The 15,561-nt window shown below is 65.3% G+C and carries 15 protein-coding genes, 1 tRNA gene and 1 pseudogene; 8 read left to right on the top strand and 9 right to left on the bottom strand.

Annotation, left to right across the window (positions count from 1 at the left end):
- The first annotated feature begins 249 nt into the window (after positions 1–249).
- Positions 250–750: an SRPBCC domain-containing protein gene (locus ACZY0Y_RS06770; RefSeq protein ID WP_463881042.1), complete on the top strand. Its 501-nt coding sequence runs from the start codon at positions 250–252 to the stop codon at positions 748–750.
- A 79-nt stretch (positions 751–829) separates the two neighbouring features.
- Here the strand turns inward: ACZY0Y_RS06770 and ACZY0Y_RS06775 are convergent.
- Positions 830–1,099 (bottom strand): annotated as a pseudogene (locus ACZY0Y_RS06775) (substrate-binding domain-containing protein); the annotation flags it as partial.
- Between the two features lie 33 nt (positions 1,100–1,132).
- Between ACZY0Y_RS06775 and ACZY0Y_RS06780 the strand changes: the two are divergent.
- Positions 1,133–2,500, top strand: a complete 1,368-nt coding sequence (locus tag ACZY0Y_RS06780; RefSeq protein WP_463957182.1) for an FAD-binding oxidoreductase — start codon at positions 1,133–1,135, stop codon at positions 2,498–2,500.
- Between the two features lie 98 nt (positions 2,501–2,598).
- Here the strand turns inward: ACZY0Y_RS06780 and ACZY0Y_RS06785 are convergent, their stop codons facing one another.
- From ACZY0Y_RS06785 to ACZY0Y_RS06800, 4 genes are all read right to left on the bottom strand, one after another.
- Positions 2,599–4,014: a DUF4032 domain-containing protein gene (locus ACZY0Y_RS06785; protein ID WP_463881037.1), complete on the bottom strand. Its 1,416-nt coding sequence runs from the start codon at positions 4,012–4,014 to the stop codon at positions 2,599–2,601.
- Positions 4,015–4,141: 127 nt separating this feature from the next.
- On the bottom strand, positions 4,142–5,224 hold the full coding sequence (locus ACZY0Y_RS06790; RefSeq protein WP_463957183.1) for an ABC transporter ATP-binding protein: 1,083 nt from the start codon (positions 5,222–5,224) through the stop codon (positions 4,142–4,144).
- Between the two features lie 257 nt (positions 5,225–5,481).
- A complete protein-coding gene (gene otsB, locus ACZY0Y_RS06795; RefSeq protein ID WP_463957184.1) occupies positions 5,482–6,294 on the bottom strand; it encodes a trehalose-phosphatase in 813 nt (270 codons plus the stop codon).
- On the bottom strand, positions 6,284–7,693 hold the full coding sequence (locus ACZY0Y_RS06800) for an alpha,alpha-trehalose-phosphate synthase (UDP-forming) (protein ID WP_463957239.1): 1,410 nt from the start codon (positions 7,691–7,693) through the stop codon (positions 6,284–6,286). Before ACZY0Y_RS06800 ends, otsB begins: the two co-directional genes overlap by 11 nt.
- Before the next feature lie 274 nt (positions 7,694–7,967).
- Between ACZY0Y_RS06800 and ACZY0Y_RS06805 the strand changes: the two genes are divergently transcribed.
- The 5 genes from ACZY0Y_RS06805 to ACZY0Y_RS06825 all read left to right on the top strand — a co-directional run bounded on the left by ACZY0Y_RS06805 (position 7,968) and on the right by ACZY0Y_RS06825 (position 11,129).
- Positions 7,968–8,858 carry a DsbA family protein gene (locus ACZY0Y_RS06805; protein ID WP_463881030.1) on the top strand — a complete coding sequence of 297 codons (891 nt, stop codon included), beginning with the start codon at positions 7,968–7,970 and terminating at the stop codon, positions 8,856–8,858.
- Between the two features lie 153 nt (positions 8,859–9,011).
- Positions 9,012–9,085, top strand: a tRNA-Thr gene (locus ACZY0Y_RS06810).
- 306 nt (positions 9,086–9,391) lie between these two features.
- Entirely contained in the window at positions 9,392–9,880 is a 489-nt protein-coding gene (locus ACZY0Y_RS06815) for a GyrI-like domain-containing protein (protein WP_463957185.1), read from the top strand.
- A gap of 135 nt (positions 9,881–10,015) precedes the next feature.
- Entirely contained in the window at positions 10,016–10,318 is a 303-nt protein-coding gene (locus ACZY0Y_RS06820) for a DUF4193 domain-containing protein (RefSeq protein ID WP_056424304.1), read from the top strand.
- A 265-nt stretch (positions 10,319–10,583) separates the two neighbouring features.
- On the top strand, positions 10,584–11,129 hold the full coding sequence (locus tag ACZY0Y_RS06825) for an AMIN-like domain-containing (lipo)protein (protein ID WP_463957186.1): 546 nt from the start codon (positions 10,584–10,586) through the stop codon (positions 11,127–11,129).
- A 22-nt stretch (positions 11,130–11,151) separates the two neighbouring features.
- Here ACZY0Y_RS06825 and ACZY0Y_RS06830 read toward each other — a convergent pair whose 3' ends face one another.
- From ACZY0Y_RS06830 to ACZY0Y_RS06845, 4 genes are read right to left on the bottom strand one after another with little or no spacing between them, the layout of a single operon-like run.
- Complete coding sequence (locus tag ACZY0Y_RS06830) at positions 11,152–11,559, bottom strand: flagellar assembly protein FliW (RefSeq protein WP_463957187.1); 408 nt, start codon at positions 11,557–11,559, stop codon at positions 11,152–11,154.
- Positions 11,556–12,446 carry a flagellar hook-associated protein FlgL gene (gene flgL / locus ACZY0Y_RS06835; protein WP_463957188.1) on the bottom strand — a complete coding sequence of 297 codons (891 nt, stop codon included), beginning with the start codon at positions 12,444–12,446 and terminating at the stop codon, positions 11,556–11,558. Before flgL ends, ACZY0Y_RS06830 begins: the two co-directional genes overlap by 4 nt.
- A gap of 4 nt (positions 12,447–12,450) precedes the next feature.
- Positions 12,451–13,860 carry a flagellar hook-associated protein FlgK gene (gene flgK, locus ACZY0Y_RS06840; RefSeq protein ID WP_463957189.1) on the bottom strand — a complete coding sequence of 470 codons (1,410 nt, stop codon included), beginning with the start codon at positions 13,858–13,860 and terminating at the stop codon, positions 12,451–12,453.
- 10 nt (positions 13,861–13,870) lie between these two features.
- Complete coding sequence (locus tag ACZY0Y_RS06845) at positions 13,871–14,353, bottom strand: flagellar protein FlgN (RefSeq protein WP_463881014.1); 483 nt, start codon at positions 14,351–14,353, stop codon at positions 13,871–13,873.
- Positions 14,354–14,632: 279 nt separating this feature from the next.
- Between ACZY0Y_RS06845 and ACZY0Y_RS06850 the strand changes: the two genes are divergently transcribed.
- Complete coding sequence (locus ACZY0Y_RS06850; protein WP_463957190.1) at positions 14,633–15,505, top strand: flagellin N-terminal helical domain-containing protein; 873 nt, start codon at positions 14,633–14,635, stop codon at positions 15,503–15,505.
- Positions 15,506–15,561: the final 56 nt, after the last annotated feature.

Here is a 15,561-nt window from a genome sequence, read left to right on the forward strand (position 1 = left end):
GCGCCGATGGTACTGCACCCGGGAGGGTGTGGGAGAGTAGGTCACCGCCGGAACATCATTAAACGGTCGAGGACCCCCAACACAGTTGGGGGTCCTCCCGCATTTAACCCCCAAACCACCACCCACCACACCGGACCCTCCCTCACCTCCGGCCGGAAGATGCGCAACCCTCCCGCACAACCGGCGGCCCAGCCGTCAACCCTCCCTCAGATCGTGACGGAGCATAAGCCGCGGGTAGAGTTGGTGCCCATGGATAACCTCTTCAGCCACGCTGCCTCTGACACCGCGGGGACGCCAGAGCCGGCCGCAGCGGACGGGCTCGACCCCGTCGTCTACACCGTCGCTGTTCCGGGCGCAGTCGCCCGGGCCTTTGTGGGCTTCACAGAACACACGCACCTCTGGTGGCCGCTCGAGGAGCACGGTGTCTTCGGTGCCGGGTCCTACGTGGAATTCGAAGAGAACCTCATCCTGGAGACCTCCGACGACGGCAGGACGGCCATCTGGGGCTCCATCGATGACTGGCAGCCTCCGCTGTCCTTCCACGCCAGCTGGCACCCCGGTTCCTCCGCCGTCTGGTCCACCGAACTTCGGGTCGCGTTCCGGGCAGTGGAGGCCGGCACGGAACTTCGCCTCGTGCACAGCGGGTGGGAGGGTGCCGAGGATCCCGCCGCAACACGCGCGGACTATGCCGCCGGATGGCCGGGAGTGCTGGACCGGTTCGTGCGTTTCATGGGTGGGGCCGACGCCTGAGGTTCCTGGACTACGGCGGGAAGCGCTCCCGCCCAGTTATTGTGCTCACAAGCACCTGCCACCCCGCGGCTTCCCCGGATTAGAGGACTTGCCCGCCGTAATCGCGAGGTGCCGGATCGATCAACTGGGCAGGAACGCGGCAACGAAGGGACAGCCACGGAGCCAGGGCGCCCTGGTCAATCGTCGTGAGGCCAAAAACCTCACCCAGTTCGTGGCCGTCAATGCCGGTCACTGACAAGTCGTAGGGCACGCGGAGTCCGAAGTCTCGGGCGGCAAGAATCGTGCCGATCGCCATCTCATCGGACGCTGCGAACACTGCTGTCGGCCGTTCCACGGAGCCGCCGCTTAGACTGAAGGCCGGAATCGACGAATCGGAGACCGCATGAGCATCATCGATGAGCTCACCTCTGCCCTGGGCCCGGCGAAAGTCGCCCTGGACGGCCCCACGCTGGCTGCCTATGCCGTGGATCAGGCGCCGGTGCTGGACTACCAGCTTCCGCAGGCCGTGGTCCGGGCCGAGTCGATCGACGACGTCCAGGCCACCGTCCGCGCCTGCGCCGCCCACGGGGTCCCGCTGGTGGCCCGCGGCGCCGGGACCGGCGTCTCAGGCGGTGCGCACGCGAGCAAGGGCTGCATCGTGCTGAGCCTGGAACGGATGAACCGCATCCTGGACCTCAGCCCCGATGACGAAACGGCCGTCGTCGAGCCCGGGGTCATCAACGCGGACCTCAACACCGCCGCCGCAGTCCACGGACTCATGTATGCACCCGACCCGGCCAGCTTCAAGCTGTCCACGATCGGCGGCAACGTGGCCACAAACGCCGGCGGCCTGCGCTGCGCCAAGTACGGGGTGACCCGCGACTCGGTGCTGGCGCTCGACGTCGTGCTGGCGGACGGCTCGCTCATCCACACCGGCCACCAGACGTTCAAGGGCGTCGCCGGCTACGACCTCACCGGGCTGTTCGTCGGCTCCGAGGGGACGCTGGGCATCGTGGTCGGAATCACCGTCCGGCTCAAGTACCTCCCGCAGGACGTGCACACGATCGCTGCCTTCTACCCGGACTTCCGCAGCGCCGCGGCAGGTGTCCTCGCCGTGGGAACGGCGCGCGTACAGCCGGCCATCATGGAGCTGCTCGACAGCGGAACCCTGGCCCAGCTCGATGAGGTCCACGGGTCGGACCTCGCCTCCAGGGGACAGTCCCTGCTGCTGATCCAGACCGACGGCTTCGGCGCAGCGGCGGAGGCGGCCGCGATCCGGCCCGTCCTTGTGGCGGGTGGCGCGGTCGTCACGATGGAAGCCAGCGCGGAAGCGGAGCAGCTGGTGGAACTGCGGCGCAACAGCCGCGGTGTGGAGGTCGACGACGAATACCGCGTGGGCGAGGACGTCGCCGTCCCGCGCTCCCGGCTGGTCGATTATGTGGAAGCCCTCGAGACCATGGCGGCCTCGCACCAGGTCAAGCTCAAGGTGGTGGCGCACGCCGGCGACGGCAACCTGCACCCCACCTTTTGGGTAGACCGGGTGGACAAGACCGTGGCCGCGGATGCCATGACGCGGCTCGGGGCCGCTTTGGACGAATCCATCACCGTGGCCCTGGCCATCGGCGGCACCATCACCGGGGAGCACGGGATCGGCCAGTACAAACTGCGCTGGCTCGGGCTGGAACAGAAGGAACCCGTGCGTGAACTGCAGCGCCGGATCAAGGAACTGTTCGACCCGTCCGGCATCCTGAACCCCGGCAAAGCCATCTAGCGCGCGCCGCTTCCGTCTCACCCAACTAGCCCGCAGTTAATGGCGTTCTGAGCGCTGAAAACGGCCTTAACTGCGAGCCAGTTGGGTCGGGGCGCGGTCTAGTCGTCGGAGTCCGGGTATTCGTCGTCGGACGCATCGGCGCCGTAGCGGGATTCCTCCGTTTCGACCTCCAGGATCTTGAGCAGTTCCGTGTCCGGGTTCAGCATGATGGCCGCCTCGTCCCGGCGGTGGCGGAGCTCGGAGTCAATGTAGGACTGCACGGCCTCGGCCAGCGGGATGTGCCGGTTCTCCTTCTCGGACATGTACCAGCGGTGCTCCAGGATCTCGTGCACAGCCTCGGCCGGCTCGAGCTTCCCGGACAGGTCGCGGGGGATGGAACGGACAATCGGTTCGAAGATCTGGCTGACCCACAGGTGGGCGCTATACTCCTCATCCATCCCCGGATTGTTGTCCGCGCGGAAGGTGTCCATGTCGTTGAGTAGCCGGCGGGCCTGGTTTTCCTGGGCGTCCAGACCGGTCAGGCGCAGCAGCCGGCGCTGGTGGTGGCCGGCGTCGACCACCTTGGGCTGGAGCTGGATGGTGGAACCGTTCTGCGTCGTTTTGATCGCGTATTCCTCGACGTCGAACCCCAGCTCGTTGAGCTTGCGGATGCGTGCCGCCACCCGCCAACGTTCGCCGATCTCGAACGATTCCTTCTCGGTCAGCTCGGTCCAGAGACGCCGGTAGCTGTCCATGATGAGTTCGCTCGTGGCCACGGGGTCCACTTTTTCCTCAATGAGGCCGCCGTCGAGCAGGTCCATGAGTTCACCGGCGATGTTGACCCGGGCGATCTCCAGATCGTATTCGCGCTGGCCCGTGGAGAGGTCCGGATACAGCTCGCCGGTCTCGGCGTCCACGAGGTAAGCGGCGAACGCGCCGGCGTCGCGGCGGAACAGCGTGTTCGAGAGCGAGACGTCGCCCCAGTAGAACCCGATCAGGTGCAGCCGCACCAGGAGCAGGGCCTGGGCATCGATCAGGCGCGTGAGGGTGTCCTTGCGCAGCATCTGCGAGAAGAGGGCACGGTACGGCATGGAGAACTTCAGGTGCCGGGTGACCAGCACGGGGTTCAGCGGCCGGCCCTCGGGGGTGGTGCGGCCGGTGATGACGGCGACCGGTTCCACACAGGGGACGTCCAGCCGGGCGAGCTTGCGGAGCATGTGGTACTCGTGGCGGGCCACGTGTTCCGAGGTTTCCTTGATGGCAATGACGGAGCCGCCGAGGTGTGCGAAGCGCACAATGTGGCGGGAAATGCCGCGGGGGAGTGCGGCCAGGAATTCCGCCGGCCAGTCCTCCAGTGCGATGTGCCAGGGAAGGTCCAGGAGCTCCGGCTCGGTGGCTGCGGCGGTGATGCTCAGCGAGCTCGACGCCACGGCCTTGCTGTCATTGGCGCTGGCGGCCTCGAACCTGGGCAGCTTGCCGATCTGACCGTAGTCGGTTGGTTCGTCGTGCCACTGGGCGCTGTTTTCCTCGGTCATGAGCCAATTCTTCCGTACTGAGGGCGGCTGCCCTAACGAACGGGTGCTGCCAGGGATGTTAAAGCCCGACGGCGGCCCTCCAGTAGGGAGGACCGCCGTCGGTCGCGCGGTGGTGCGGTTGGTGGGGCTAGTCGCCCAGGCGCAGGCCCGTCTTGGTGTCGAACAGGTGCACGTGGCCCGACTGCGGGCGGACCCAGATGGACTCACCCTTCATCGGGGGGCGGCGGCCGTCGACGCGGGCAACGATGTCGTGGCTCGTGCCGTCCAGCGTGGTGTGGCCGTAGACGTAGGCGTCGGCGCCGAGTTCCTCGACGACGTCGACCTCGACGTGGAGGCCTTCACCCTGGGCAACCTGCTCAAGGTCCTCCGGCCGGGAGCCGAGGGTAACGGTCTTGCCGCTGGCCTCTTCGAGGACGGTGTGCGGAACCGGGTAGACGGTGCCGCCGAACTGCACGCCGCCGTCGACGACCGGCAGTTCGAGCAGGTTCATCGCAGGGGAGCCGATGAAGCCGGCGACGAAGACGTTCTTCGGCTTGTCGTACAGGTTGCGCGGGGTGTCGACCTGCATCAGCAGCCCGTCCTTCAGCACGGCGACGCGGTCGCCCATGGTCATGGCCTCGACCTGGTCGTGGGTCACGTAAACCGTGGTGACGCCCAGGCGGCGGGTGAGGGACGCGATCTGCGTGCGGGTCTGCACGCGGAGCTTGGCATCAAGGTTGGACAGCGGCTCATCCATGAGGAAGACCTGCGGGTTACGCACGATTGCGCGGCCCATGGCAACACGCTGGCGCTGGCCGCCCGAAAGGGCCTTCGGCTTGCGGTCCAGGTACGGCTCGAGGTCCAGGAGCTTGGCTGCTTCGCGGACACGCTCCGCGCGCTCTTCCTTGCTGACGCCGGCGATCTTCAAGGCGAAGCCCATGTTGTCGGCAACGGTCATGTGCGGGTACAGGGCGTAGTTCTGGAACACCATGGCGATGTCGCGGTCCTTGGGCGGCATGTCGGTGACATCGCGGTCGCCAATGAGGATACGGCCGGAGTTGACGTCCTCAAGACCTGCGAGCATGCGCAGGGAGGTCGACTTTCCACAGCCGGAGGGTCCAACGAGGACCAGAAATTCGCCATCGGCGATTTCGATGTTGAGCTTGTCAACCGCAGGCTTATCCGTGCCCGGGTACAGACGTGTTGCGTTGTCAAATGTAACTGTAGCCACAGTTATCAATCCCTTCACCGGCAGGTACGTGCCGGACGATCCGTAGTGAATGGTCTTATTGTTCAGTTGTTAATTCAGTTGTCAGCACCTGATCGTGCGCATACTCCCCGGCCGAAGCCGAGGAGTATCCAATGATGCCGCACGGTACTTGTGCGCCACATCACAACCAGAGTATGTCAGATATTTGATGAATGGGCCAAAAAGTTACGGATGTCACACGTGATTCGGCTTACAGGGGTCCCGGGATGAGCTAGGGCTCACAGGCCGAGGGTGCGTTTCCGTTCCCGCAGCAGGGCCTCCAGCAGCTCGGCAACGTGCGCCGGGGCTTCGACCCGGAACTGCGCCTGGGTGAAGTCCAGGCCCACCTTCACCCCGAGATCTCCTGGGAGCAGGCTGGCGAGGGCGTCCTCGTCGGTGGTGTCGTCGCCGGCGAAGACGGTCGCCGTGGCACCGGTCGCCTGGCGCAGGAAGGCAATGCCTTCACCCTTCGAGGCGTGGACCACTGAGCTTTCCAGTACACGGTTGCCGCTCTTGAGGAAGACACCGGGTTTGTCCTGCAGAACGGCACGGGCCGCGGCCACGGCGTCCTCTGCGACGTCGTCCGCGGCGAGGCGGGTGTGCAGGACGACGCCGGCAGGCTTGTCCTCCAGCAGGGTACCCGGTGCCACCTCGACGATGCCCTCCAGCTCATGCCGGACCTCGGCGAGCAGCTGCCGGCGGGCGTCGTCGAGTTCCAGCTTCGCGGACCCGGTTCCCATCCAGACTTCGGCGCCGTGGCTTCCGATCAGCAGGGTCTTCTCCGGGGGGAAGGCGACCGCCCGCAGGCTGTCCAGGGCGCGCCCGGAGATGAGGGCCGTCGTCGTTCGCGGAAGTTCGGTGAGCGCGGCGAACGCCGCAGCCGAGCGGGGGAGGGCCCGGGCATCCCCGGCGTGGTCCACGAGGGGCGCCATGGTGCCGTCGAAGTCCATCGCGACCAGCAGGTTCTCGGTCGCGGCGATGCGGCGCAGGGCCTCGAGCAGGTCCGGGGAAAGCGAGAGCGGGGTCTGCCCGGGCGAGAGGTCAGGAGTCATCGCGGATTACCTTTTCTTCGAGCGCGTTCAGGAAGTCGGAGGACCAGCGATCGACGTCGTGGTCCAGGATCTGCTTGCGCATCGAGCGCATCCGGCGCGCGGCCTCTGCCGGCTGCATGTTAACGGCTTTCATGATGGTGTCCTTGAGGCCGTCGATGTCGTGCGGGTTCATCAGTAGGGCCTGCTTGAGCTGGTCTGCGGCACCGGCGAACTCGCTGAGCACCAGGGCGCCGTCGTTGTTGGTCCGGGCCGTGACATACTCCTTGGCCACGAGGTTCATGCCGTCCCGCAGTGCGGTGACGAGCATAACGTCCGCGGCCAGGTACAGCGCCACCATCTCGTCCATCGGGTAGTTGTGGTTCAGGTAGCGGACCGCGGTGTTTTGCAGCGTGTCATAGGTGCCGTTGATGTGGCCGACGGTGCCCTCGACTTCTTCGCGCAGCAGGCGGTAGTGCTCCACCCGTTCCCGGCTGGGGCTGGCGACCTGGATCAGTGCGGCATCCTCCACGGTCACTTTGCCGTCCGCCAGGAGTTCCTCGTAGGCCTTGAGCCGGTGCGGGATGCCTTTGGTGTAATCGAGGCGGTCGACGCCGAGCAGGATCGTCTTAGGGTTGCCGAGGTCCTGGCGGATTTGCCGGGCGCGCTCGATGATTGCAGGATCCCGGGCAAGTTTGCTGATCTGCTGGACGTCAATCGAGATGGGGAACGCCTGGGCGCGGGCGATGTGGGTGGTTTCGCCGTCGTTGCCTTTCACGTGGACTTGCTGCTGCTTGACGCTGGCGCCGAGGAAGCGGCGGGCGGAGCGCATGAAGTTGCCGGCGTCGCTGCTGCGCTGGAATCCGACCAGGTCGGCGCCGAGCAGCCCGTCGATGATGGCGCGGCGCCAGGGCAGCTGCGCGAAGATCTCCGGCGGCGGGAAGGGGATGTGGTTGAAGAACCCGATCTTCAGGTCAGGACGGGCCTCGCGCAGCATCTTGGGGACGAGTTGGAGCTGGTAGTCCTGGACCCAGACAGTGGCGCCGGGGTTGGCGTGGTGGATGACGGCGTCGGCGAACCGGCGGTTGACCTTGCGGTAGGAGTCCCACCAGGTCCGGTGGAACTCCGGCGGGGCAATCACGTCGTGGTAGAGCGGCCAGAGCGTGGCGTTGGAGAAGCCCTCGTAGAAGAATTCGATGTCATGCGTGCTCAGCTGGACCGGGACGAGGTCGATGCCGCCGTGGCTGAAGGGCTGGAGATGCTCATCGGGGGCGCCGTGCCAGCCGACCCACGCGCCGTCGGTCTTGGTCATCATGGGGGCCAGTGCCGTGACGAGGCCGCCGGGGGAGCGGCGCCAGCCGTCCTCGCACCCGGGCTCGTCCGGGGCGCACCGGTCAACTGGCAGGCGGTTGGAGACCACCATGAAGTCATACTGCGCGTCCGGATCGGTGTCGCTGGCGCCGTGCGCGGCTTTGCTGTCGGAATCTCGGTCCGATTCGGCGTGTTCGGTTGCCTGCATTGGTGCCCCCTGGGGTTCGCTCGTGGCTCCCATCCACCCTAGCCCGGCGGAATCTTCTGTGCTATTCGTCCGTTGGGAGGCGGGAGGGAAAGTTGAAAGCGCAACTTCCCAGTTTTCTCCCCTAAAATAATGAATTGCCACGCAGTGGAGACCACCGGCCGATCGACCCGAGGAACCAATGAGCCCCGCCAACGAACCCCGTCAGTCCAAATCAGAGCGAACTGCCGCGGCCCGCGAGAAAGCCCGTGAAATCCGTGAGGCGCAGCTGAAGAAGGAAAAGCGCAACAAGCTGCTGATCGGCTGGGGCATCGTTGCCGCCGTCGTGGCCATCATTGTGGTGGTGGCGCTAGTAGTCACCTCGAACATCCAGAAAAACGCCCCGGTTGCCGACGAGGGCCCCACCCCCGCCAACGGCAACGTCTACGGCGGCGTCACCCTGCTGGCCAACTCCGAGGTGGCGAAGACCGAGCCTGCGACCGTCAGGATCGCTGATCTGCCCTCCGCGCCGGCCACCCCGCCGGCACAGATTACGGCGCCCGGCGCCGACGCTGAGGCGGGCAAGCCGGTCAAGGTGGTCCTCTACATCGACTTCATTTGCCCCGTCTGCAAGAACTTCGAGACGCAGTACAACGAGACCCTCACCAACCTTCGCAACGAAGGCAAGATCAGCGTGGAATACCGTCCGCTGGGCTTCCTCGACACCCGCTCCACCACCAACTACTCCTCCCGCGCGGCCAACGCGGCAGCGTGTGTTGTGAACGAATCGCCGGAGAAGTACGCAGACTTCGTCAATATGCTTTTCGAGAAGCAGCCCGCTGAAGGCAGCGCCGGCATCTCCGATGCGGATCTGAAGAAGATGGCGACCGACCTCGGGGCCAAGAGCATCGACACCTGCGTGGACGGGAAGACCTACCGCCCGTGGGTCAAATACATGACGCAGCAGGCGGCGGCCATCGGTGTGACCGGAACGCCGACCGTCCTGGTTGAGGGCAAGCAGTGGGGCAAGGGCGACAGCGCCCAGACCCCGTTCGAGCAATTCCTTCAGGCCGCCATCGACGCCAAGCAGTAAGCGGCAGCGCCCAACAGTAAAACTGCGGGCCCGGTTCCGGATTCTTCCGGAGCCGGGCCTGTTTTTATCCCCGGGCATCCGTGGGCTAACCTTATCTAGCGCCATGGCGCCTGGCCGCCTGTGGCGGTCCGGCTCCGGCCGGCGCACAGGAATGCCTCCTTAGCTCAGTTGGCCAGAGCACCGCTCTTGTAAAGCGGGGGTCGTCGGTTCGAATCCGACAGGGGGCCCGGGTAAGAAACCGCGCAGTCACTGGAAATTGTCCTGGTGGCGGCGCGGTTTTTTGTTTGCCTTGAAGGTGCTGCCGGACTCGGGCGCCCCCACCTTCGCCCGTCGGATGCGGTCCGGGGGCCCTTTGACACGGACACGCCGCTGACAGTGGGCCCAGGGGCAGGAATCATGTTCAAAAGCGCCCCGGAAGGTAACGGCGCCGTCGGAGCTGCTCCACCCAGACCAGCCTTCTCCAAGGACCGGTCACGCGGCCTGTGGGACGTTAGGCCCTAGTCCACGGAATCCGCACGGCGGAGTCTGGGCGTATGACTGAAACGAATCCGGAAAGGACTCCGGACATCAAATCCACGCAGCTCCAGGAGCAGCCGACGGCGGTGTTGCGGGAGACCGTTCCCATGAAGGAGTTGCGCGAGTTCTTCAGCCGCGCCTACCGCCTGGTGATGAGCGCGGCCGAACAGCAGCACGTCCAGCTGGCGGGGCCGCCCTTCGCCATGTACTGGGGAATGCCGACCGACGTCGTCGACGTCGAGGCGGGCTTTCCCGTGGCGGCGCCCTTCCCCGGCGGCGGGGACAGCGGGGTGACCGCGGGGACGCTCCCGGCTGGCCGGGCGTTTGAGGCGATGCACGTGGGACCGTACGAGACTCTGCCCGAAACGTACGGGGCGATTATGGGGAAGATGCAGGCCGACGGCCTGACGCCTGGGAACGCGATGTGGGAGTACTACCTCAGCGACCCGGCGGCGGAGCCGGACCCTGCCAAGTGGAAGACGCTCATCGTCTGGCCGGTAACCTGAGCGGGCTGCGGGGGGACTGTCCGACGCAAAGTGTCGGATTGGCCACACTATTCTTCAACTGCGTGCATAATGTCCTAAACTGCTTCACTGAGGTGCCTGAAATGGCGCTGCGCAGCAACGAAAGTGAACCCCCAAATGGCTACCGATTACGACGCACCACGCAAGACAGAAGAAGAGTCTCCCGCTGAGTCGCTGGAGGCCCTTCAGGCGTCCCGCGGCGGCGGCGCGCAGACTGCTGTCATCGACGTCGATGAGAACGACACGGCTGAAGGCATCGACCTTCCCGGCGCCGATCTTTCCGGCGAGGAACTGACCGTCATTGTTGTTCCCGAGCAGTCCGACGAATTTACCTGCTCCTCCTGCTTCCTGGTCCGCCACCGGTCCCAGGTGGCCAAGGAAAAGAACGGCATGAAGTACTGCCGCGACTGCGAAGGCTAAGGGGACCTTCCACCGCGCACCACCACTTCATAGCAAGACAGCAAGGCACTGCGAAACGCCGGCTCCCGCAAGGGAACCGGCGTTTCGCCGTTTCGCCGGGACTTCTCCAACCGGCGGGATCCTAAACAGGCGGAAAACGCCGGCGCAACGGTCCTGTGACCGGGCGCGGCGCAGCCTAACGGTTGGGCGCCGATCCGGCAGGCCCCTCGATTCAGCCCCGAAATGCTCCTATTCTGAAGCTATCTCATCTCTTTAGGGGGCCCACATGAAGAAGTTCGGGGTGTGGTTGATAGCTATCCTGATGGCGGTTGGATCCGGGCTTGTGGCGCCCGGTCCCGCATCAGCGGCTCCCTATTGCGGGCTGGGGTGGGGGTCGCTGGTCAAAGCGGAACCGGCGCTGAGCCAAGCCAAGCTGACAAACGTCCGCACCGGCCAGCACTACTGCTTCGACCGCCTGGTCATTGACCTTAACGGGCCCGTCGGCGGCTACACCGTCCGCTACGTGCCGCAGGTGAGCCAGGACGGCTCGGGATTGCCAATCCCGCTACGGGGCCAGGCGTTCCTCCAGGTCACGGTCAACGCCCCGGCCTACGACGACAACGGCAATGCCACCTATAACCCGGCAAACCCGATTGAACTGACCGACGTCAGCGGCTACCAGACGTTCCGGCAGGTGGCGTGGGCCGGCAGCTTCGAGGGGTATTCCAGCCTTGGCCTGGGGGTAAGGGCCCGGTTGCCGTTCCGCGTGTTCACCCTGGAAGGGCCGGACACAGGCTCACGGCTCGTGATCGACGTCGCGCATTTCTGGTGAGGCACGGCGTCCAGGCGCATCGCTAAAGCGAATTAAGGTCCGCCCGGAGCGGGTATTCCCGGCCGTCCAGGACCAGCTGGGCGCAACGGCGGGCTGCCGGATTCAGCACAATCGGGGCCATAAGGTTCACAGTGGTTGCTTGGGGGGAGTGGTTGAGCACCACGAGAACATGAAGGTCCTGGTGCTGTTCCAGTTCCAGGGCCTGCAGTGTGGCCTCGGGAACCGGCGGGGCGTAGCCCGGGACGAACACGGCGGCGTCCGCGAGGAAGAGCCGGACCGGACTGGGCGATCCGGCCTCCAGTGCGTAGAGACCTGCGGCGCCTTCGACGCTGCGCAGCGTGAAGTCCTGGACGTTCTCGAGGCCCGGCATGGGGGCGGTGAACGTCACCGGGGTGTTGGTGACGGGAGCGTCAGCCACAGGCGTGTTCATCGCAGGAAGTCCATCAGCGTGGGCTGCAGGACCCGGGCCGTGGCGGCCAGGGCCACCTGGTAGTTGGTCTCCTGAAGCTTCAGATCCATGATGACGCTGCCGAGATCTGCCTTTTCAATGCCGGTCCGCTGGGCGTCCAAGGCGGCCTCCAATTCTGTGTTGACCTTGCCTGCGCGTTCCAGCTGCGCCTGGCGTGTTCCTACTTCAGCACGTCCGTCGACGATGCTGATAAATCTAGTCTCCACGTCGCTTAGTTGCGACGATGTGGGGGCCGTTCCACCCCTTAGCGAATCGGCAACTGACTTGATGGAGTTGAAGACGGAGTCTGGCCCGCTGCCAAAGATCTTCTGGCCGTCGGCGTCGACACGAACAGTCTGGGTCGCACTAAAGCGACGTTCGACCGGGCTGAGGCCTGCGTCGTTGAAGACGGGGGGCATGGAGTCGCTGAAGGCTTCGGGCTTGTCGGAGTTCCCGGCGAAGATGTTCCGGCCAAGGTGCTTGGTGTTGGCGATCGAGACGAGCTCTGTGTTCAGGGCATCAAGCTCGTTGGCGATGGCGTTTTTGCCGGATTGCGGCAGGGTGCCGTTACCTGCCAGGACAGTGAGGTCCTTGATCTTGTGCATCACGTTGGTGGCCCGTTCCAGCGCGGAATCCGCCGCGGTAAGCCAGGTGTTTCCGTCGTCGATATTACGGCCGTACTGCGCGTTGGCGGCGAGCAGGGAGCGGGTCTCCAGCGCCTTTGCAGTGGCGGCGGGATCGTCCGAGGGGCGGGAGATCTTGTTGAGTGTGGTGGCTTTTTCCTGCAGCTCGGCCAGCCGGGACTGCTGGGTCTGCAGCGTCCGCTGGGCGTTCGCGCTCATGGTCAGGTTTGTTACGCGGTTCAGCATGGGTTTACCTTCCTACCAATCCGGTGCGGTTGATCAGGACGTCAAGGGCTTCGTCGACGGCGGTCATCACGCGGGCAGCGGCCTGGTAGGCGTGCTGGTTGGTGAGCAGGCTGACGTTTTCCTCGTCCAGACTTACCGAGGCCTGGGAGGCACGCCCGGTGAGGGCGGAGGCCTGGGCCGCCGTGGTGAGGGCCTCGTGCTGCTGGGCCCCACGGGACTGCACCCCGATGTTGGTCACGATGCCCGCCCAAAACTTGTCCGGCGAACCGGTTCCGGTGCCGAGCTGCGAGATCTTGTCCGCGATGCTGGTGTCCAGGGCGCCGCCCGCAGAGGCTTTGAGCGCGACGTTGTCGATGTTGGTGGGGCCCGAAATGCTCAGCGCCGCGGGGCCCGTGCCGGTAGTGGTGAAGAAGTCGACGTTTGTGGCGCCGGTACCGGTGACGCCGGACTGGTGGACAGTGTTCACCGCCGTAGCGAGGGCGGTCGCGAAAGCGTTGTAGGACTCGGCTGCCTGGGCAATTGCGCCGCCTTTGTCCGCCGGTGCAAGCACGGAGAGGGAGCCGGCGAGTTCGCCGCCGTCCAGGGCTGCGATGCCGCCGGGGTTGGTCCATTCGACGCGCGGCGCGTCGGTGGCGGCGCTAGCCATGGCCGTTGCGCCTGCCAGCTGCAGGCTCCGCACGGATCCGCCCGTGACGAGGGCGTTGCCGCCGACCAGGACGTCCACGGTGCCGTCGGCCTGTTCGCGGACGGTGCCGCCGGCGAGGCCGGCGATCTGGTCCGTGAGCTTGGCCCGGGCGTCGATCAGTTCGTTTGCCGATCCGCCGGAGGCAAGGGTGGAGCGGATGGTTGTGTTGTAGGAGGCAACCTGGGTGGCTGCCGCGTTGACGGCAGTCACCGCGTCCTGGGCCTGGCCACGGACACTGCTCCATTGCGAGTCGAGGGCCTTGTATCCGGAGGAGATCTTGTCCGTCACGGAGTTGGCGGCGTTCAGCAGCAGTCCCTTGGGCCCGGACTTGTCCGGCTGATTCGCGGCACCCTGCCACGCGGACCAGAAACCCTGCAATGCGGTGGAGATGCCGTTGTCGCCTGGTTCCTGAAGGATGCCTTCGATGCCGTGCAGGGCGGAGGAACGGACACTGGCGTAGCCGGCCTGGGCAGCTGTCGAGCGGACGCCGCCGTCGAGGAAGCTGTTGCCGAGCCGGGAGATCGCGTTCACTGACACGCCCTGGCCGGCTTGCAACAGTCCGCCGCTGAAGAGGCCCCGCGCGGGGGCCGCGAGCGACGACTGTTCGACGCGCTGCCGGGTGTACCCCTCGGTAGCGGCGTTGGCGATGTTCTGCCCGGCCACGTTCATGCCCTGCTGGGCTGCGGTCAGTCCACGGTAGGCGGTGTTCAGGGCGCCGAAGGTGCTCAAGGTCGCTTCCTTAGAATTGCTTGTCGAAGATGCGGGAACCGGCGGATTCCCCGGTCTTGCCGTGCGCGTCGTAGGTGCCGGCTGCCGGCCGCAGGTCGGCCAGCGACTCCTGGGTGGAGCGGACGGCGGTGCGCAGGTACTGCTCGTTGGAGTCGCGCAGTTCCTTGATGAGGGTGGTCTGCCGGGTTAGCGCGGTCAGGTGTGCCGTCAGAATCTCGGCCCAGGCGCCTTCCGGGGCTGCGGCGGCCAACTCTGCCAGGGACGCGTCTGTGGGGAGCCCCCAGGTCTCGGCGACGACGGCCGCTTCAATGGTGCGGGCCAGGCTCGCCTGGGAGAGGTGCCCCAGAACCTGTTCGACTTCCCGGGTACCGTGCGGCAGCCAGCGGGACTTGCCGGCGGTGAGTAGCAGTTGCTCTTCCTCAAGCTTGAAAGTGAGAACGTCCAGGAGTTCACGCTCCCGCCACAGCAGGGCTGAAAGTTCGTGGATGGCCATGTTCCGGACGGCTCCCTCAAAGGTGACTAAAGCGGTGATGCCGGGCGTGCAGTGCATAAGGAGTCGGCTGCAGCCATCAGCAGGGTTCGTAGAAACTATCGGCAGGGGAGCGGGATCCGTTAGAAGGAATACAGCTGACAACAAGCGGAAGTCGTGTGAAAGCGAAGTTGAAAAACTATTTTGCAATTCTCCTTACCTGTGGTTCTCAAAGTGCGATAACTACTCCTGAAGGCCCACGGATGGGCCCTCGCTTACAGTCCCACTCACGGAGGAAACATCATGGGCTTCGTTATTAACAACAACCTCGCGGCAAACAACTCTTACCGCAACCTCAACTCCACCCAGAACGACCTCTCCAAGTCCCTGGAGAAGCTGTCCACCGGCCTGCGCATCAACCGCGCCGGCGATGACGCAGCCGGCCTGTCCATCTCCGAGGGCCTGAAGTCGCAGGTCACCGGCTCGGCCCAGGCGGCCCGCAACGCCCAGGACGGCATCAGCGTAATCCAGACCGCTGAAGGCGCCCTGACCGAGGTTCACTCCATCCTGCAGCGTATGCGTGACCTCGCGGTCCAGGGTGCCAACGACACCAACAACACTGATGCTCGTACCGCCATCAAGACTGAAGCTGACCAGCTCGGGGCGGAACTGTCCCGCATTTCCGAGTCGACCAACTTCGGCGGTATCAACCTCTTCCAGGCTGGAACAACTGCCGGGCCCGCCACGCTGAAGATTCAGGTCGGCGCTGAGGGCGATGCTACTTCGCAGATCACCGTCAAGAACGCGGACCTTAAGACCGCTCTCACCGACGTAGTAACCCTTGTTGGTGGAACAGTGGGCACGGCCGCAGCCGGGTTCACGGTGACAGATGCCACCACGTCACAGACGACCATCGAGAACATCGATAAGGCGATCAAGAACATCTCGACTTCCCGTGCGGACCTGGGTGCTTCCCAGAACCGACTCGAGCACACGATCAAGTCGCTGAACGTTGCCGGCGAAAACCTGCAGGCCGCTCAGTCCCGCATCGCTGACGTCGACATGGCTCAGGAAATGGTCAAGTTCACCAAGGCCAACATCCTGTCCCAGGCCGGCACCGCAATGCTGGCCCAGGCAAACCAGTCCAGCCAGGGCGTTCTTTCGCTCCTGCGCTAAACCGGTTACGGCAGTTCGGTAGTCCGGTAACGAGACTGCCACCCTGATCGGACGAA

The organism is Pseudarthrobacter kochi (genome assembly GCF_055412805.1).

What these genes read in the sequence shown, in the direction of transcription:
- ACZY0Y_RS06770 (WP_463881042.1), top strand. Translation starts at nt 250, where the DNA reads ATGGATAACCTCTTCAGCCACGCTGCCTCTGACACCGCGGGGACGCCA.
- ACZY0Y_RS06780 (WP_463957182.1), top strand. Translation starts at nt 1,133, where the DNA reads ATGAGCATCATCGATGAGCTCACCTCTGCCCTGGGCCCGGCGAAAGTC.
- ACZY0Y_RS06785 (WP_463881037.1), bottom strand. Translation starts at nt 4,014, where the DNA reads ATGACCGAGGAAAACAGCGCCCAGTGGCACGACGAACCAACCGACTAC.
- otsB (WP_463957184.1), bottom strand. Translation starts at nt 6,294, where the DNA reads ATGACTCCTGACCTCTCGCCCGGGCAGACCCCGCTCTCGCTTTCCCCG.
- ACZY0Y_RS06800 (WP_463957239.1), bottom strand. Translation starts at nt 7,693, where the DNA reads ATGGTGGTCTCCAACCGCCTGCCAGTTGACCGGTGCGCCCCGGACGAG.
- ACZY0Y_RS06805 (WP_463881030.1), top strand. Translation starts at nt 7,968, where the DNA reads ATGAGCCCCGCCAACGAACCCCGTCAGTCCAAATCAGAGCGAACTGCC.
- ACZY0Y_RS06815 (WP_463957185.1), top strand. Translation starts at nt 9,392, where the DNA reads ATGACTGAAACGAATCCGGAAAGGACTCCGGACATCAAATCCACGCAG.
- ACZY0Y_RS06820 (WP_056424304.1), top strand. Translation starts at nt 10,016, where the DNA reads ATGGCTACCGATTACGACGCACCACGCAAGACAGAAGAAGAGTCTCCC.
- ACZY0Y_RS06825 (WP_463957186.1), top strand. Translation starts at nt 10,584, where the DNA reads ATGAAGAAGTTCGGGGTGTGGTTGATAGCTATCCTGATGGCGGTTGGA.
- ACZY0Y_RS06830 (WP_463957187.1), bottom strand. Translation starts at nt 11,559, where the DNA reads ATGAACACGCCTGTGGCTGACGCTCCCGTCACCAACACCCCGGTGACG.
- flgL (WP_463957188.1), bottom strand. Translation starts at nt 12,446, where the DNA reads ATGCTGAACCGCGTAACAAACCTGACCATGAGCGCGAACGCCCAGCGG.
- ACZY0Y_RS06845 (WP_463881014.1), bottom strand. Translation starts at nt 14,353, where the DNA reads ATGGCCATCCACGAACTTTCAGCCCTGCTGTGGCGGGAGCGTGAACTC.
- ACZY0Y_RS06850 (WP_463957190.1), top strand. Translation starts at nt 14,633, where the DNA reads ATGGGCTTCGTTATTAACAACAACCTCGCGGCAAACAACTCTTACCGC.